The organism is Kribbella pratensis, from assembly GCF_004366075.1.
Classification (GTDB): Bacteria; Actinomycetota; Actinomycetes; order Propionibacteriales; family Kribbellaceae; genus Kribbella; species Kribbella pratensis.
This window is the reverse complement of record NZ_SODU01000002.1, coordinates 225652-241770: the sequence shown is the minus strand read 5'-3', so window position 1 is coordinate 241770 and position 16119 is coordinate 225652. Positions and strand designations below refer to the sequence as shown.

General features: G+C 68.1%; 17 protein-coding genes. 7 read left to right on the top strand and 10 right to left on the bottom strand.

Going from position 1 to position 16119, the window contains the following annotated elements:
- Positions 1-32: 32 nt before the first annotated feature.
- Entirely contained in the window at positions 33-1934 is a 1902-nt protein-coding gene (locus EV137_RS16060) for a penicillin-binding transpeptidase domain-containing protein (RefSeq protein WP_134011805.1), read from the bottom strand.
- 231 nt (positions 1935-2165) lie between these two features.
- Between EV137_RS16060 and EV137_RS16055 the strand changes: the two genes are divergently transcribed.
- Positions 2166-2495, top strand: coding sequence for an L-rhamnose mutarotase (locus EV137_RS16055; protein WP_134011807.1), 330 nt, complete (start codon positions 2166-2168; stop codon positions 2493-2495).
- On the opposite strand, the gene EV137_RS16050 is transcribed toward EV137_RS16055, so the two are convergent.
- The 3 genes from EV137_RS16050 to EV137_RS16040 form a co-directional block, all read right to left on the bottom strand.
- Complete coding sequence (locus tag EV137_RS16050; RefSeq protein WP_134129837.1) at positions 2492-3187, bottom strand: pirin family protein; 696 nt, start codon at positions 3185-3187, stop codon at positions 2492-2494. The two genes, EV137_RS16055 and EV137_RS16050, sit on opposite strands and share 4 nt — an antisense overlap.
- Positions 3188-3192: 5 nt before the next feature.
- On the bottom strand, positions 3193-3699 hold the full coding sequence (locus EV137_RS16045) for a DinB family protein (protein WP_134011811.1): 507 nt from the start codon (positions 3697-3699) through the stop codon (positions 3193-3195).
- Positions 3700-3788: 89 nt separating this feature from the next.
- Positions 3789-5192 (bottom strand): S1C family serine protease, encoded by a 1404-nt coding sequence (locus tag EV137_RS16040; protein WP_134011813.1) that lies wholly within the window; start codon positions 5190-5192, stop codon positions 3789-3791.
- Between the two features lie 700 nt (positions 5193-5892).
- On the opposite strand from EV137_RS16040, the gene EV137_RS16035 reads away from it, so the two are divergent.
- A complete protein-coding gene (locus EV137_RS16035) occupies positions 5893-6219 on the top strand; it encodes a MerR family transcriptional regulator (protein WP_134011815.1) in 327 nt (108 codons plus the stop codon).
- Between the two features lie 31 nt (positions 6220-6250).
- Here the strand turns inward: EV137_RS16035 and EV137_RS16030 are convergent, their stop codons facing one another.
- A complete protein-coding gene (locus tag EV137_RS16030; RefSeq protein WP_202871013.1) occupies positions 6251-7876 on the bottom strand; it encodes a sensor histidine kinase in 1626 nt (541 codons plus the stop codon).
- Complete coding sequence (locus EV137_RS16025; RefSeq protein WP_133784226.1) at positions 7873-8565, bottom strand: response regulator transcription factor; 693 nt, start codon at positions 8563-8565, stop codon at positions 7873-7875. Before EV137_RS16025 ends, EV137_RS16030 begins: the two co-directional genes overlap by 4 nt.
- A gap of 117 nt (positions 8566-8682) precedes the next feature.
- On the opposite strand from EV137_RS16025, the gene EV137_RS16020 reads away from it, so the two are divergent.
- Positions 8683-9672, top strand: coding sequence for an acetamidase/formamidase family protein (locus EV137_RS16020; protein ID WP_134011817.1), 990 nt, complete (start codon positions 8683-8685; stop codon positions 9670-9672).
- Here the strand turns inward: EV137_RS16020 and EV137_RS16015 are convergent.
- The gene (locus tag EV137_RS16015) at positions 9665-10639 is read right to left on the bottom strand and encodes a TIGR03560 family F420-dependent LLM class oxidoreductase (protein ID WP_134129836.1); all 975 of its coding nucleotides are present in this window, start codon (positions 10637-10639) and stop codon (positions 9665-9667) included. The genes EV137_RS16020 and EV137_RS16015 overlap by 8 nt on opposite strands.
- Positions 10636-11535 carry a DMT family transporter gene (locus tag EV137_RS16010; protein ID WP_134011821.1) on the bottom strand — a complete coding sequence of 300 codons (900 nt, stop codon included), beginning with the start codon at positions 11533-11535 and terminating at the stop codon, positions 10636-10638. The genes EV137_RS16015 and EV137_RS16010 overlap by 4 nt, the downstream gene beginning before the upstream one ends.
- Before the next feature lie 63 nt (positions 11536-11598).
- Between EV137_RS16010 and EV137_RS16005 the strand changes: the two genes are divergently transcribed.
- Both EV137_RS16005 and EV137_RS16000 read left to right on the top strand, forming a co-directional pair.
- Positions 11599-12066 (top strand): Lrp/AsnC family transcriptional regulator, encoded by a 468-nt coding sequence (locus EV137_RS16005; protein WP_202871012.1) that lies wholly within the window; start codon positions 11599-11601, stop codon positions 12064-12066.
- A gap of 78 nt (positions 12067-12144) precedes the next feature.
- Entirely contained in the window at positions 12145-13356 is a 1212-nt protein-coding gene (locus tag EV137_RS16000; protein ID WP_134129835.1) for a pyrophosphate--fructose-6-phosphate 1-phosphotransferase, read from the top strand.
- Here the strand turns inward: EV137_RS16000 and EV137_RS15995 are convergent.
- The gene (locus EV137_RS15995) at positions 13353-13775 is read right to left on the bottom strand and encodes a low molecular weight protein-tyrosine-phosphatase (protein WP_134129834.1); all 423 of its coding nucleotides are present in this window, start codon (positions 13773-13775) and stop codon (positions 13353-13355) included. The genes EV137_RS16000 and EV137_RS15995 overlap by 4 nt on opposite strands.
- Positions 13775-14161 (bottom strand): phage holin family protein, encoded by a 387-nt coding sequence (locus EV137_RS15990; protein ID WP_134129833.1) that lies wholly within the window; start codon positions 14159-14161, stop codon positions 13775-13777. Before EV137_RS15990 ends, EV137_RS15995 begins: the two co-directional genes overlap by 1 nt.
- A gap of 136 nt (positions 14162-14297) precedes the next feature.
- On the opposite strand from EV137_RS15990, the gene EV137_RS15985 reads away from it, so the two are divergent.
- On the top strand, positions 14298-15404 hold the full coding sequence (locus tag EV137_RS15985) for a DUF5005 domain-containing protein (RefSeq protein ID WP_134129832.1): 1107 nt from the start codon (positions 14298-14300) through the stop codon (positions 15402-15404).
- A complete protein-coding gene (locus tag EV137_RS15980) occupies positions 15401-16108 on the top strand; it encodes a FadR/GntR family transcriptional regulator (RefSeq protein ID WP_202871011.1) in 708 nt (235 codons plus the stop codon). The genes EV137_RS15985 and EV137_RS15980 overlap by 4 nt, the downstream gene beginning before the upstream one ends.
- Positions 16109-16119: the final 11 nt, after the last annotated feature.

Below are 16119 nucleotides of genomic sequence, written 5' to 3'. Positions count from 1 at the left end.
CGGCGCGCTCTCAGCGAACTCTCAGGAAGTCCTCATCTGAAGCTGCCGAGGAAGGTCTTCAGGATCGGGCCGGCGGTGTGCGAGCCGGACTCGCCGCCTTCCACGATGACCGCGAACGCCACGTCACCGCGGTAGCCGGCCATCCACGCGTTGGTGGTCACCTTGCCGTTCGCGACGACCTCGGCGGTACCTGTCTTGGCAGCGACCGCGCCGTTGCCGGCCAGCACCTTCGCCGTACCGCCGGTGACCGTGGTGCGCATGAACGTCCGCAGCGCCGCGACAGTTGCCGCGGGCAACGGGGAGGCAGCCGCACCGGCGGCGTCCTTGCCCGGTACGAGCACCGGCTTCATCGCCGTACCGTGGTCGACCGTCGCGGCGACCAGCGCGATCGCCAGCGGGCTCGCGGTGACCGTGCCCTGGCCGATCATCGACGCGGCCTCCTCGACGTCGTCCTTGGGCGCCGGCACCTGGCCGCCGTACGCCGAGATCGACAGGTTGAGGTCCCGCCCGATGCCGAACATCGCCGCGGCCTTCGTCATCCCGTCCTTCGGCAGCCGCGCGTGCTGGGAGATGAACGCGGTGTTGCAGGACTGGTTGAACGCCTGCTGCATCGTGCCGTTGCCGTACGCCTTCAGCGCGTCGTAGTTCTTGAACGTCTTGCCGAACACGTTGATCGTGTTCGTGCACGGCAGCGGTGTCGCGGCGGTCAGCCCACTGCCCAGGAGCGCCGCCGAGGTGACGATCTTGAACGTCGAGCCCGGTGCGTACCGGCCCTGGAAGGCGCGGTTGTAGCTGGCCACCTGCGGCCCGTTCGCCGCGGCGAGGATCTGTCCCGTCGACGCCTGGACGGCGACCAGTGAGGCCGGCAGCTTGCTGGTCGCCAGCGCGGCCTCGGCGGCCTTCTGCATGTTCGTGTCGAGGGTGGTCTTCACCGGCTTGCCGGCGGTGCCCTTCTGGCTGAAGACGGTCTTGATCGTCAGCTTGGTCTTGCCGTCCCGCAGCGCGACCGTGCCGCCCGGCGTACCGGCGAGCTGCTGCTGGAACGCGTACTGCAGGCCGGTCGTGCCGACCTGGTCCTGTGCCGACGCGGTCGGGCCCGCGTTCTTCAGGGTCTCGTCGGTCGCGGTCTTCATGGTGCCGAGCAGTGACCGGGCGAACGTCGAAGTCGGCGGCAGCGACTGTGTGCCGCCCATGGTCAGCACCCCGGGCAGCTTGCTCATCGTCGGCCGGAGCGCCTCCCACTCCTCGGCCCGGATCGTGATCGCGTCCACGAACTGCCCGGCCGGCGCGGCCTTCGCCCGTGCGGCGAGCTTCGCGCCGTCGACGTCGAGGTATTTCGTGAACGCGGCGTACGTCGCTGCCGTCGCCTTGGTGCCCGCGGCAACGCCGACGATCACGACCGGCCGGTTCGCGGTCAGGGCGACACCGTTGCGGTCCAGGATCGAGGCCCGGGCCGGCAGCGTGCGGACCCGCTTCAGGTAGTTGCTGTCGCCGAGACCGGGGTAGATCGTGTCGCCCGACGCTTTCACTTTCCACGCGTCGCCGGTCTTCACCGCGGTCGCCGTACTGGTCCACTTCATCGCGCCGATACCGCGCAGCTGCGCCTCGACGGCCAGTTCCTGGGTGCAGTTGCCGTCGGTGCACTTCGGATCGCCCTGCGGGGTGACGGTCACGGTGCTCGCGACCAGCGCGGTGTCGACGTCGTCGAGCCGCTTGGCGAACACCGTCGGGTTGTCGGTCAGCGCCCCGGCCGCGTCCGGCTTCCCGTTCGGCGCCCACGCCTTCACCCAGGCGTCGGCGAACTGCTTGATGACGGCGCCGGACGCCTGCTGCTCGTCGCTCCCGGACTTCCCACCGCCGCCGGACTTGCTGTCCGAACAACCAGCGGTGATCAGCAGAGTACTCAGGCAGACGATCGCAGTGGTTCGCTTCACAATCCCAACTCTCGCACGACGACGGATGGACACCGGGGCACAGTCTTCGGCGTGTGGTTACCCGACCACGAGGGCGAAACTACTCAACCCACCCAAGTACGACGCGCGCACCCGCTCGGGAGTTGGCGTCAGAGGGTGGGTGAATCGGGAGCGAGACGCTGCGCGAATCGGCGGACCCGGATTCTGGAACCGCGTTCCAGCGGCGCGCCGCCAGGCGTATTCTGCTCCTTTGTGACCCGCCTTGCTCTGCACAGCCGCCTGATTCCCGGTACCGAAGAGGCCTACGAGCTCGAGCACGCTCGCGTCTGGCCCGAGCTGATCACCGCGATGCACACCGCCGGGATCAGCGACTGGTCGATCTGGCGCAGCGGCCGCGACCTCTTCCACCTGGTGGTGACCGACGACTTCGAGGCCGCGGTCGCGTACCTGCGCAACGACCCGACCGACCAGCGCTGGCAGCAGCACATGAGCCAGTTCGTCGAGGGCTTCGCCGAGAACCCGGAGGGCGTGGCCGGCCAGTCCCTGCGCCACGTCTGGACGATGAGCGAGCAGACCGACTAGTACATCTCCCAGACCAGCAACTCGGCACCGTCCGGGCCGGCGGTGAGACGCCCGCCTGAGTCCGTCAGCCGCACGGCGTCCCCGGTCCTCAGGTCACCGGCGTCCTCGAGCTCGGCCGTGCCCGTCGCCACGAACAGATGCAGGTACGGCGCTGCCGGCAGCTCGACCGTCTGCGCCGGCGTGAGCCGGGCGACCGACATCCCGGCCTGGGGCTGGTTGAGACGGATCGCCGTACTCGAAGCATGTTTGGCCAGTCCCGATGCGACCGGGATCAGCTCACCGGTCGTCAGATCCAACTCCGCCTGCTCGTACGACGGCGGCAGATCCAACGCCTCGGGCCGGACCCACATCTGCACGTAGTGCACCGGTTCGCCGCCGTCGTTCCACTCCGAGTGCTGGATCCCGGACCCCGCACTCATCCGCTGCGCCAGCCCCGGATACACCACCCCGCTGTTCCCCTGCGAATCCCGGTGCGCCAGCGCGCCGCGCAGTACCCAGGTCACAATCTCCAGATCCTGATGCGGATGCTGCTCAAACCCGGTGCCCGGGGCAACCGTCTCGTCGTTGTGGGCGAGCAGGAAGCCGAACCCGACATTCGCCGGGTCGTAATGCGGTCCGAACGAGAACGAGTGCCGCGAGTCCAGCCACTCGCTGGCCGTCCGGAACCGCTCGTCCGCCCGATGGATCTCCACAGGTTCTAGTAATACCCGGTCTCGCCGTCGAGCAGTTCGCGCATCGCGTCCAGGTGCCCGACATGCCGCGCGGTCTCCTCGACCATGTGGATGAGGATCCAGCGCAAAGACGGCTGGTAGTCCGGGTCCTTCCCGACCTCGTCGAGCGAGTGGGCCGCGGTGATCTCGTTCGACTGCGCGTACTGCGCATCGAACTCGTCCAGCAGCTGCGCCAGTGGTACGCCGTCCACCCGCATGTCGGCGCTTTCCGGTTCCTTCCGGAACTGTGGGTTGGTCCCCTCCGGCTCGCCCAGGAAGATCACGTTGAACCAGCAGTGCTCGGTCCACCGCATGTGCGACACGAGCCCGGCAGGCGTCATCAACGGCGACTTCGGGAGCACCGCGCGATGTTCGTCCTCAGGCCGCAGTTTTTCGAGCTTCCGCCGTACCAGCATCCGCTGCAGGTCCAGCCACCCGACCAACTGGGTTCGCTCGTCGGCCACGATCGGCGGTCGTTTGTCGCGCAGATTCATACCCGGAACCTTAGGTCCTGTCCGGGTGACGAAAACGGACTGCGCCGCTCGGTGGGCGGCGCAGTCCGGTCTACTGGTGAGACGTCCGGTCAGCCCGTCGGGTTCCCGTTGTCGGAGCCGAGGGTGGCTTTGATCGACTGGGGCTTGCCGTTGCGGGTGACGGTGAGGGTCACCTGATCGCCCGGGCGGTGCGAACGGACCGCGGCGACCAACGCGTCCCCTGACGCGATCGCCTTACCGTCCACAGCGGTGACCACGTCACCTGACTGCAGACCGGCCTTGTCCGCCGCACCGCCGGGCGTAACCTCGCCGAGGCGTGCTCCGTTCGTGAGCCCGTCGGAGGACTGCGCGTCGCCGACCGTCACACCGAGCCGCGCATGAGTGGCCTTGCCCTTGGCCACCAGCTCGTCGATGATCGGCTTGGCCTGGTCGATCGGGATCGCGAACCCCAGGCCGATGTTCCCGCCTTCGGATTGTCCCGATCCGCCGGCGGTCTTGATCGCGCTGTTGATACCGACCACCTGGCCGGCGAGGTCGATGAGGGCGCCGCCGGAGTTCCCCGGATTGATCGCGGCGTCCGTCTGAACTGCTGGGAAGACCGTCGTACTGTCCTGCTGCTCGTCGCCCGAGGTCACCGGGCGGTTCAGCGCCGAGACGATGCCGCTGGTCACGGTCGCCTCCAGGCCGAACGGCGAGCCGATCGCCACCACGCCCTGCCCGACCGCGAGCTTTCCGCTCTGGCCGAGGGTCGCCGGGGTCAGGTCGGTCGCGTCGGCGTGGATCACCGCGAGGTCCGTGAGCGGGTCGGTGCCCTTGATCGTGGCGCTGACCGTGCGGCCGTCGTTCAGGATCACACTGAGCTTCGCGCCCTGACCGGCCCCGGAGACCACGTGGTTGTTGGTGACGATCAGGCCGTCCTTGCTGATCACGATGCCGGACCCGGTCGCTTCGCCTTGCGAGGTCGCGACCGCGATCTTCACCACGCTCGGCAGCACCTTCGCGGCGGCGCTCTGCACCGAGCCGTCCGGCGCCGACACGGGAGCCGCCTGGCTGCCGTTCAGCGGGGAGGTCACCGACGGGGTGTTCGTGGTGTGGTCATTGGTTGCCGAGTAGACGGCTGCGCCGCCGACGCCGCTCGCGGCGCCGACCAGCAGCGCGGTCAGCGCCACTGCGGCCAGTCCGCCCCGGCGCTTCGGCTTCACCGCGGTGGCGGTGGCCGGCTGCGGTCCGATGGGCCAGTTCGGGCCCGGAGACGTCCCCTGATGCGTCCCCGGCGCCCCGAACTGCGGATAAGTACTCCCACCTGAGGGGTACTGTCCCGGCCGCTGCCCTTGCGGCCCCGAGTCCAGCCGCGGCTGCCCACCTTGCGGTGCGTGCTGCTGCTGCTGATGCTGCCCGTACATCGGCAACTGCTGCGTCCGCTCCGGCCCCTGCGGTCCCTGTGCGTTCTGGCCGGGCTGGTTCTGCGGCTGCTGCGGCTGGTTCTCGGTCATGGCACGTACTTTGTCGGCCGGACCTGAGAGGGCCCTGAAGATCCCCTCGGAGTGACCGAAGAACTCCATGAAGATCCTCTGAAGAGGGAAGCGCTGCCGGAACGACTCTTAACTCGCCGCTGACAAAATACTGTGCTGGCCAGGGTAGACATTCGCCGATCGACTGGCTAAAGTCTCTTCTGTTGCCACGAGAGAACAAGAGAAGCTGACGCGGGCGGCCAACGACCGCCCAGCAGTACGAGCAGTATCAGCAGGACCCGGCCGACGAGTTCGTAGTGCAGTACCTGTAGTTCAGTACCTGTAATTCAGTGCAGTACCTGTAGTTCGCAGTCAAGTAGTGCAGTAACCGCAGTACGCAGTCGCAGTACCAGCAAGAGTGAAGTGGTAAGTCGCAGTACTCGGCCGGTGCAACAAGAAGTCGGAACACTGAAGAAGAGGAGTGGATCTACATCATCAGGATCGCCCGCCGTGGCTGTGTTTCGCCGGGCGGGTACCGCAGTCCCATCGTGATTGGAAGGTGGTTCTCGGTTACGCATTGTGCGATCCCAGCGACGTCCGGCCTGCACGGCGGACCGCGGAAGTAGAGGCTGACTCGAGAGTCAGTAGATGGTGAAAATCCAAACCCAGGGCCCCGGTGCTTCGGCACCGGGGCCCTCGACACGGAGGTGCGATGACCCCAGGCCAGCCAGCGGAGCAAACGATGTCAGAAAACCCTGAAACACCAACGGCCAACCTCGACGACGAGGACTTCCCCGCCTACACGATGGGACGGGCCGCCGAGCTGCTCGGTGCCACGCCTGGATTCCTGCGCAGCCTGGACGAGGCGAAGCTGATCACCCCGCAGCGCTCCGAGGGCGGACATCGCCGCTACTCCCGCTACCAGCTCCGACTGGCCGCCCGCGCTCGCGAGCTGGTCGACAACGGGACCTCGCTGGACGCCGCCTGCCGGATCATCATCTTGGAGGACCAACTGGCCGAGGCGATGCGGATCAACGCCGAGCTCAGCGCATCGGACGAGGAAAGCTGACTCGAGCCCCCGTCCGCGGGCTTGCCGGGTCCTATCGGGTCTGTGTCGCCGCGTGCGGTAGCCACAGGGTGAACTGCGCGCCGGCTCCGGGCACGTTGCGGGCGTAGATCATGCCGCCGTGCTGCTCCGCGGCGTGCTTCACGATCGCCAGGCCCAGGCCCGATCCAGGACGGCTACGGGCCTCGCTGGAGCGGTAGAACCGGTCGAACACGTGCGGCAGATCCGCCTCGGCGATCCCGGGCCCGGAGTCGGTCACCGTCAGTACGCCGTCCAGCAGCCGGACCGTCACGTGGCCGACGGGCTGTCCGTCGCTGCGCTGCTCCGTACCTTCAGGAACGCTGTACTTCGCCGCGTTGTCGAGCAGGTTCGTGACCGCGCGCCCGAGCAGCCGCTCGTCACCCCAGACCGGGAACGGCGTGAGCTGGACGTGCCACTCCAGTCCGGGGGCACGACGCCGTACCTTGATAACGGCGTCCTCGACCAGGTTGGACAGCTCGATCAGCTCCGCGTTCCGCACCTGCGGGGTGTCGCGGGCCAGCTCGGTCAGGTCGCCGATCAGCTGCGTCAGCTCGTCCATCTGCGCGCGTACGTCGTCCAGTAGTTGCTGCCTATCCTCTGGCCGGAGGCCGCCGCGCTTGTCCGCCTGGGCGAGCAGGTCCAGGTTCGTGCGGACGCTGGTCAGCGGCGTACGCAGTTCGTGGCCCGCGTCGCCGACGAGCCGGCGCTGCCGATCGCGGGACTGCGCGAGCGCGCCGAGCATCGCGTTGAACGCCATCGCCAGCCGGGAGATCTCGTCGGTCCCGGTCACCGGGATCGGCTTCAGGTCCTCGGTCCGCGCGACGTGCTCCGCCGCTCCGGTCAGCCGCGCCAACGGCCGCAGACCGGACCGCGCGACCGCGTTACCCGCGAGCGCCGCCCCGATCACGCCGATCAGCCCGAACGCCCACAGCACGATGCCGAGGTTGTGCAGCGTCTGATCGATCGGCCCCAACGACTGCCCGACGACCAGAGCCCCGGGCTGGAGGTAGTTCTCCGGTTCCGCCCGACAGGCCTGGCTCAGGCCCTGCGGACAGTAGCTCGCGCTGACGGCGACCACGCGGAAATGCGAGCCGACGTTGCGTACGCCGACGGTCCGCAGGCTGACCTCGTTCCCCTGGGCGCGCGCTACCTGGAGTTCGTCCTGGCCCATCGGCGGCAGCAGGCTGTTCGGCGGCCCGAACTGCTGCCCTTCGGCGCTGATCACGCCCACACGGATGTCACTCAGGCCGAGAGCGTCCGACGGCACACCCTGCAGGATCGTGAGATCGGTCAGGACGCCTTTCTTCGCGGCCTGGGCAGCACGCTGGGTGAGGCTGTTGTCGAGGTTCTGGTACATCTGCTGGCGCACGGTGACGTACGCCGCGATGCTGACGATCGCCACCGCGAGGCCGACCGCGACCGCCGCGAGCAACGTCACGCGGGCATGCAGCGTGAGCTTGTGGAGCGTCTCGTTCCACCACGTCTGGGTCCGGGCAGCGGTCGCCGCGACACGATTGCCGTTGCTACTGGCAACGGGCGGCCGGGACTGCGTCGGCGGTTGCGGCTGTTGTTGCGGTTGCTGCGGTTGCTGCGAACGGTCGGCGTACGACGGGAACTGCTCGGGGCGTTGCTCACTCACGGCGGGGTGTCCCTCAGCACGTACCCGATACCGCGGACGGTGTGGATCAGGCGAGGCAGGCCGTTGACCTCGGTCTTGCGGCGCAGATACCCGACGTAGACCTCGAGCGAGTTGGCGGTGGTGGGGAAGTCGTAGCCCCAGACCGCGTCCAGGATGACCGCGCGCTCCAGCACGCGGCGGGGGTTGCGGATCAGCAGCTCGAGCAGGGAGAACTCGGTCCGGGTGAGCTGGATCGCCACGTCCCCGCGATGCACCTCGTGCGCGTCGACGTCGACCACGAGGTCGGCGTACTGCAGCACCTCGCCGCGCTGGCCGCCGTCGCCCGGGGTGCTGCTGCGGCGCAGCAGCGCGCGCAGCCGGGCCAGCAGCTCCTCGAGGGCGAAGGGCTTGGTCAGGTAGTCGTCACCGCCGGCGTCCAGGCCGTCGACGCGGTCCGCGACCGCGTCCCGCGCGGTGAGCACCAGGATCGGCACATTGTTGCCCGCGGCCCGCAAGGCCTTGGTGGTCTCCAGCCCGTCCAGCCGCGGCATCATCACGTCCATCACCACGACGTCCGGCTCGACGTTGCCGATCACCGCGAGCGCCTCGGCACCGTCGGACGCGGTCACGACCTCGAAGTCGTTGAACTCCAGCGAACGGCGCAACGAGTCCCGGACCGCCCGGTCGTCGTCCACCACCAGTACCCGCATCGTCTGCCCCGCTTCGCTCGAAGTTCCGTCACCGAGACTAGGTCGCTTCTGTGAGAATCGCCTGAGAACCCGCTGATCCCTCGCACAAGCCCTACCGGACACTTTAAGTTGCCTGACGTGGACGTCCTCGAATTCACCCCAGAACCCGACGACTACGCCTGGACCTTCGGCGGCGTGCCGCCCGTCCGCCGGATCAAGCCCGGGACCATGCTCCGGTTGTGGACCGAGGACGCGTACTGCGGCCGCCTGCGCAGTACGACGGACCTCGCCGGCGCCTCGCTGCAGATGCCGTTCGTGAATCCGCAGACCGGGCCCTTCTACGTCGAAGGCGCCGAGCCGGGAGACACGTTGGTGCTGCACCTCGTCGAGCTCACGCCCGCCCGGAGCTGGGGCGTCTCCGCCACGATCCCGTACTTCGGCGGCCTGACCAGCACCGATCGGACGGCGACGCTGCAGGACCCGCTGCCGGAGCGGACCTGGATCTACGAGGTCGACTCGGACAAGCAGACCGTCGGTTTCCAGGCGCAGGCCAGTGAGCTGGAGATCGCGCTGCCGCTGGAGCCGATGCTCGGAACGGTCGGCGTCGCGCCGGCCGCGGGCGAGGCGCGCTCGGCGCTGGTGCCGGAGATGTTCGGCGGCAACATGGACACACCCGAGATGCGCGCGGGTGCGACCTGTTACCTCAAGGTCAACGTCGACGGCGCGCTGTTCTCGGTCGGCGACGGTCACTACCGCCAGGGCGAGGGCGAGTCGTGCGGGACCGCCGTCGAGGGCGCGATGAACGTCGTGATGATCGTCGAGCTGCTGAAGACGGCCGGCCCGGTCTGGCCCCGGATCGAGAACGACGAGTACCTGGCAGTGGTCGGGTCGGGCCGGCCGCTCGAAGACGCGTGGCGGGCCGGGCAGGTGGACATGGTCCACTGGCTCGGTGATCTCTACGGACTCGACAAGCTGGACGCGTACCAGTTGCTGAGTCAGGTCAGCGAGGTCCCACTGGCCAACGTCGTGGACGTCAACTACAGCGTTGTCACCAAGATCCCGAAGCGCCTCCTGCCGGGAGCGACCGTGTACGGCGGGATCCACCAGCACCTGCGGTCACTCAGCTGAACTGCGGTACGACGTCCTCCGCGAACCGCTGCAGCGGTTCGCGGTCGTAGGCGACGCCGGGGATGTAGGAGATCACGTAGTCGATCCCCGCCGCCGCCAGCCGCTCGACATGTTCCGTCAGTTGTTTCGTCGTCACCATCTCCGCCAGGACGTGGGAGGTGCCGCCGGAGCCGATCTCCAGGAACTCCTGCAGGCTGTACCGACCACGTGCCCTGGCCGTCGCAGTCACGGGATCGGCACCCGCTTCGATCGGGAAGACGTTCAGACTGGTCGACTTGATGATCTCGTCGTAGTCGCGGCCGACCTCCTCGCAGTGCTTCCGGAGGATCGCCAGCTTCTGCTCGATCACCTCGACCCGGCCGGTGCCGAAGTTGCAGGCGTCGCCGTACTTTGCAACTAGTCGCAATGTGACGCGTTCGCCCCCGCCGCCGATCCAGAGCTTGGGTTTGCGCCGCGGGACGACGTACGGCTTGTCGACCGAGTGGTACTGCCCCTGGAACACCACGTCGTCCTCGGTCCACAACCGATGCACCAGCTCGACAGACTCGACGAACGAGCCCATCCGCTCCTTCTGGCTCGTCCACGGGTAGCCGTACGCCTTCCACTCGTGTTCCGACCAGCCTGCACCGATTCCGGCGTACATGCGGCCATGGCTGGCGACGTCGACGGTGGCGGCCATCTTGGCGAACAGGGCCGGGTTGCGGTACCCGTTGCAGCCGACCAGTTGGCCCAGGTTCACCCGCGACGTGTCACGCGCCAGGGCGGCCGTGGTCGTCCACATCTCGAAGACAGTCTCGCGGGCGGGCTCGGGGACGGTGTGGAAGTGGTCGAAGAGCCAGATCGAGTCCCATGGACCTGCGTCGGCTGCCTTGGCTACAGCGGTCATGGCCTCCCACTGCTCGACCGGGTCGTCCAGCTCGACCAGATCCATCCGCCAGCCCTGTGGAACGAACACACCGAACTTCATGAAGTCCTTCTCCGCGAGATAGCGACCCCGGCCAGGCACAGCGCGCCACCGGCCAACGCCAGCACCGTCGGAGTCTCACCGAGCAGCAGCCAACCCAGCACGATCGCGACCACCGGCACCGCATACACGGTGACTCCCATCCGTCCAGCACTCGTACGCCGGAGCGCGAAGGCCCACGTGGTGAACCCGAGCGCAGTCGGGAATGCTGCCAGGTAGACGATCCACCAGATGGTCGCCGCGTCGGCGGAGCGGACCTCTTCGACCAGTGTGGGCGCGAACGGCAGGCAGACGACCGCTCCGATCGTGCAGGCGAGCCAGGTGACCTCTGCAGCAGGGAGACGGCTCAGGAGCGGCTTCTGGGTGACCACGCCGACGGCGTACGAGATCGCGGCGACGACGCAGAGCACGACGCCCCACGTCTCGGCGCGGCCACTGGAGGTCGACGTACCGATCACGACGATGCCGGCGAACGCGACCAAGCCGCCGATCACCAGCTGCCGCGGGAAGCCCTCACCGAGACCGACTCCGGCGAGTACGGCGATCAGCAGCGGCGCGATGTGCACGAGCATGGCAGCCGTACCTGCGTCGAGCCGCCGCTCGGCCTCGTTGAGCGCCAGGTTGTAGACGCCGAACCAGAGCACGCCGCACGCGATCAGCGGCAGCCAGTCGCGCTTCGTCGGCCAACGACGTACGGAAGGCCGTGGCCGCTTCAGCAAGAGGGCGCCGAGGAAGATGCTGCCGAGCCCGAGCCGGGCCAGCGACAGGGCACCGGCGGAGATCTCGGTGCCGACGTGGCGGATGGCGACGAACGACGACGCCCACAGGACGACCGTGACGGCGGCGGCGCCCGCGGCGAGACGACCGGCGCGCGGCGGAGCTTCGGTAAGGGTTGTCACCCTCACTAGAGTAGGAACGAGATGTGCGAGGATCCATAACGGATCGGAGCCTAGGAGGCGGTCTTGCTTACCGAAACGAGAAGTCAGATCCTGGATGAGCTCAATATTCGGATCCTGAACGAGCTCACAGCCGACCCCCGGCTACGGACCACGGAGCTTGCCCGCCGGCTGGGGGTTTCGACGCCGACGGTGCGCGAGCGGGTCGCGCGCCTGGAGGAGTCCGGCGTGATCCGCGGGTACCGCGTCGACATCGATCCGGCCGCGCTCGGCCGTCCGGTCGCCGCCTGGGTGCGGCTGCGGCCCGGGCCGGGGCAGATCCCGAAGATCGTCGCGCTGGCCCAGCGCACCCCGGAGGTCGTCGAGTGTCATCGGATCTCCGGCGAGGACTGTTTCCTGATCCGCGTCCAGGTAGCCGAGATCCCCGCGCTCGAAAGCGTGCTGGACAGGTTCCAGGTGCACGGGCAGACGACCAGTTCGTTCGTGGTCTCCACGCCGGTGCCGCCACGCAGCGTGCCGCTGTCCGCAGACTGAACCCCAACCACCGCTGAGAGTGGTCTGCATCACTAGTCTGGTGGCGATTTCAGCGACGTATCCGGAAGGACCTGGACCATGGCTGCCGACAAGTCTGTCCGCCGAGTTGCCCTGCTCACCGCCGGCGGGCTCGCGCCCTGCCTGTCGTCCGCCGTCGGCGGGCTGATCGAGCGCTACACCGAGGTGGCGCCCGACGTGGAGATCATCGCCTACCTGAACGGGTACCACGGCCTGCTCAGCGGCCGGTTCCGGACCGTGACGCCGGAGGTGCGGGAGAACGCGTCCGTGCTGCACAAGTTCGGCGGCAGCCCGATCGGCAACAGCCGGGTGAAGCTGACCAACACCGCCGACCTGGTCAAGCGCGGCCTGATCCAGGACGGGCAGAACGCCCTCCAGGTCGCGGCCGAGCGGCTCGTCGCGGACGGCGTCGACGTACTGCACACCATCGGCGGTGACGACACCAACACCACGGCCGCCGACCTCGCGGCGTACCTGCACGAGCACGACTACGACCTGACCGTGGTCGGCCTGCCGAAGACCATCGACAACGACGTGATCCCGATCCGGCAGAGCCTGGGCGCGTGGACCGCCGCCGAGCAGGGCGCGCTGTTCGCCCGCAACATCATCGCCGAGCACACCTCGAACCCGCGGATGCTGATCGTCCACGAGGTGATGGGGCGGAACTGCGGCTGGTTGACCGCGGCAACGGCGCAGGTGTACCAGCAGTGGGTCGACGAGCAGGAGTGGAACCCGGGGATCGGCCTGGAGAAGGCCGGTTGGTCGGTGCACGCCGTGTACGTGCCGGAGGCAACGATCGACCTGGATGCCGAGGCGGAGCGGCTGCGGAAGGTGATGGACGAGGAGGACTGCGTCAACATCTTCCTGTCCGAGGGTGCCGGCGTACCGTCGATCGTGGCGGAGATGGAGGCCCGTGGCGAGGAGGTCGGCCGGGACCCGTTCGGGCACGTCAAGCTGGACACCATCAACCCGGGCGCCTGGTTCGCGAAGCAGTTCGCCGAGCGGATCGGTGCGGAGAAGACGATGGTGCAGAAGAGCGGGTACTTCAGCCGCTCTGCCGCGGCCAACGACCGCGACCTCGCGCTGATCAAGGAGTGCACCGACTACGCGGTCGACGCGGCGCTGCGCGGTGAGTCCGGCGTCGTCGGCCACGACGAGGAGCGCGGCGACGAACTGCGCGCGATCGAGTTCCCGCGGATCGCCGGCGGCAAGGAGTTCGACCCGACCGCCGACTGGTTCGTCACCCTGAAGTCGGAGATCGGTCAGGCTTAGGACTTGTTGCGGAGGCGGTCGACCCACTGGCCGGCCGCCTTCTCGATCTGGGCGAGGACGTCGTCGAAGCCGTTGTCCTCGCCGTAGTACGGATCGGGTACGTCGTCGCGGGCGAACAACTGCGCCGCGGCGCCGTACCGGGTGAGCGTGTCGAGGTGGCTCGAGTCCATCGCGAGGATCAGATCCGGGTCCCCGGCGCGCTCGAACTGGCGGGCCCGATGCGCGCTGCCGTCGTACCCGCGGCGCCGGAGGGCGGCCGCCGCGCGCGGGTCCATCCGGTCGCCGACGTGCCAGCCGCCGGTGCCCGAGCTGGTCACCTCGACGTCGTCGAGACCGGCCTCGGCGAGCTTGGCGCGCAGCACCACCTCGCCCATCGGCGACCGGCAGATGTTCCCGGTGCAAACGATCTCGACGCGCACTAGTGCACTTCGGCCTTCTCCGGCAGGACGGCGTTGAGGATCATGCCGACGACGCTGATGATCAGGGCGCCGAAGAGCGCGGACCAGAAGCCGTCGACGTGGAACTGGACGTCGAGCTTGCCGGTGATCCAGGACGTCAGCAGCAGCATCGCCGCGTTGATCACGAAGGTCAGCAGACCCAGGGTGAGGATCAGCAGCGGGAAGGACAGCACCTTCACCACGGGCTTCACGATCGCGTTCACGACACCGAAGATCGCGGCCACGATCAGCAGCGTCAGCACGCGCTTGCCGGTGGTCGCGCCCTGCAGGGTGATTCCGGAGACGATCCAGCTCGCCGCCGCCAACGCGATCGCGTTGACCAGCAACCTGATGATCAAGTTCTTCATACCGGCGATCCTCCCATCCGCCGGGTGACACCACGCTCGGTACACACCCTGATCGGACCCTGATCCCCTCTGCCTTCGAAAGAAGAACTGGTGGAGGTGTTGACACCGAAAATGACCAAGTGATCTGATCATTTTCATGTCCCGTCCACTGGTTGCTCTCGTCGCGCTGTCACTCACGGCCGCAGGCCTGGCTGTCCAGGCCGCTGCGAGTCCGTCGTCCACCTGCGGTGCTGTCCAGACGAACTGGACCGCGCAGGCGACTCCACATGCCGCCCCCGAGGGGCTGCTCAACGCCTACAGCAACACCGGGAAAGGCTGGACAGGTGCGGACAGCACCTACTCCGTGCCGCTCCCCGGTGGACGTACGGCGTGGGTCTTCTCCGACACGTTCCTCGGCCCGGTGAACCCGGACGGCTCCCGTCCGACCACTGCGCCGTTCATCAACAACTCGTTCGTGATCCAGCAGGGCACGAAGCTGACGACGGTCACGGGCGGTACGGCGACCAACCCGACGGCACTCGTGCCGCCGCCGTCCAACGGCTGGTACTGGTTCGGGGCAGCGCAGACCAGCCATGCCGGCCGTGACCTCGACGTGGTCGCGCTGCGCTTCGAGAAGACCGGGACAGGTCAGTGGGACTGGCGCTGGGCCAGCAACTACCTGGCGCGGTTCGACAGCACCACGTTCAAGCTGAAGAGCCTCACTCCGATTTCGTCGGGTGCGAACGTGCAGTGGTCCGGCTGGCTGCTGCGCGACCACGGGTACACGTACGTCTACGGCGTCGAGGACCTGGGCGCAGCGAAGTACCAGCACGTCGCCCGGGTGCGTGGTGACGACCTGACCGCGAAGCCCTGGGAGTACTGGACCGGCTCGGGCTGGTCCAGTGACGAGACCGCCTCCGCCCGGGTGCTCCAGGGCGTCGCCAACGAGCACAGTGTGACCCGCTGGAGCGACGGCTACCTGCTGGTCACGCACGACACCAACGAGCTGTTCAGCAAGCGCGTCCTCGGGTACTTCTCCTGCTCGCCGACCGGTCCGTGGGTGAAGCCGGTCGAGCTGTACCAGACCCCCGAGACGGGCGGGAACATCATCACCTACAACTCCCACGACCACCCGGACCTGCGGCGCGGCACCTCCCTCCTGGTGAGCTACAACGTCAACAGCCTGGTCAGCGACGAGCTGTACGGCGACGTGAGCATCTACCGACCGCGGTTCGTCTCGGTCACGCTGGCAGCGGCCAAGTGAGCACCACGGGAGGCGTCGTACGGCGGAGTCTGCTGGACGACCTGGCGACGTCCATGCTCGCCCTGATCGCGGAGCGCAAGCTGGCGCCGGGTGATCAGTTCGAGGCCGTGCGGTCACTGGCGGAGAGGTTCAAGGTCGCCGTACCGACTGTGCGGGAGGCCCTGCGCCGACTGGAGGCAACCGGAGCTGTCGAGCTCCGGCACGGCTCTGGTGTGTACGTCGGTCCGAATGTCGGCCGGCTGGTCCTGGCCAACCCCCTGGCGCTGGCACCGAGTCCGGACCGGTTGGTGGAGCTCCTGCAGGCACGTGCCCTCATCGAGCCACCTGTTGCCGCACTGGCGGCCCAGACGCGTGCGGAGGCTGCGCTGGAGCAGATGGCCAAGGACCTCGATGCGGCGGCCGACCTGATCGCTTCCGGCGACCATGCGCAACTGGCCGAAGTGAACATGGACTTCCACCGCTCACTGGCACAGGCCTCCGGGAACGCGACGCTGGCCGAGGTGGTCGAGTCGGTCACGGTCGTGAACGCCCGCGAGCAGCTGGAGATCCTGCACATCCACGGCGACCGGCAGGCCGACCTGGACGAGCATCGCGCGATCTACGACGCCGTACGGTCCGGCGACGCGGACCTGGCCGAACTGCTCACCCGCGAGCACCTGGACGGCGTCCTAGCCGTCATCAACGAACGACTTCAGCATCCCTGAGCTGGAAGGAC

Coding starts and splice junctions, on each gene's coding strand:
- EV137_RS16040 (WP_134011813.1), bottom strand. CDS start 5,192: ATGACCGAGAACCAGCCGCAGCAGCCGCAGAACCAGCCCGGCCAGAAC.
- EV137_RS16045 (WP_134011811.1), bottom strand. CDS start 3,699: ATGAATCTGCGCGACAAACGACCGCCGATCGTGGCCGACGAGCGAACC.
- EV137_RS16015 (WP_134129836.1), bottom strand. CDS start 10,639: ATGAAGTTCGGTGTGTTCGTTCCACAGGGCTGGCGGATGGATCTGGTC.
- EV137_RS16025 (WP_133784226.1), bottom strand. CDS start 8,565: ATGCGGGTACTGGTGGTGGACGACGACCGGGCGGTCCGGGACTCGTTG.
- EV137_RS15990 (WP_134129833.1), bottom strand. CDS start 14,161: ATGAAGAACTTGATCATCAGGTTGCTGGTCAACGCGATCGCGTTGGCG.
- EV137_RS15985 (WP_134129832.1), top strand. CDS start 14,298: ATGTCCCGTCCACTGGTTGCTCTCGTCGCGCTGTCACTCACGGCCGCA.
- EV137_RS16035 (WP_134011815.1), top strand. CDS start 5,893: ATGTCAGAAAACCCTGAAACACCAACGGCCAACCTCGACGACGAGGAC.
- EV137_RS16000 (WP_134129835.1), top strand. CDS start 12,145: ATGGCTGCCGACAAGTCTGTCCGCCGAGTTGCCCTGCTCACCGCCGGC.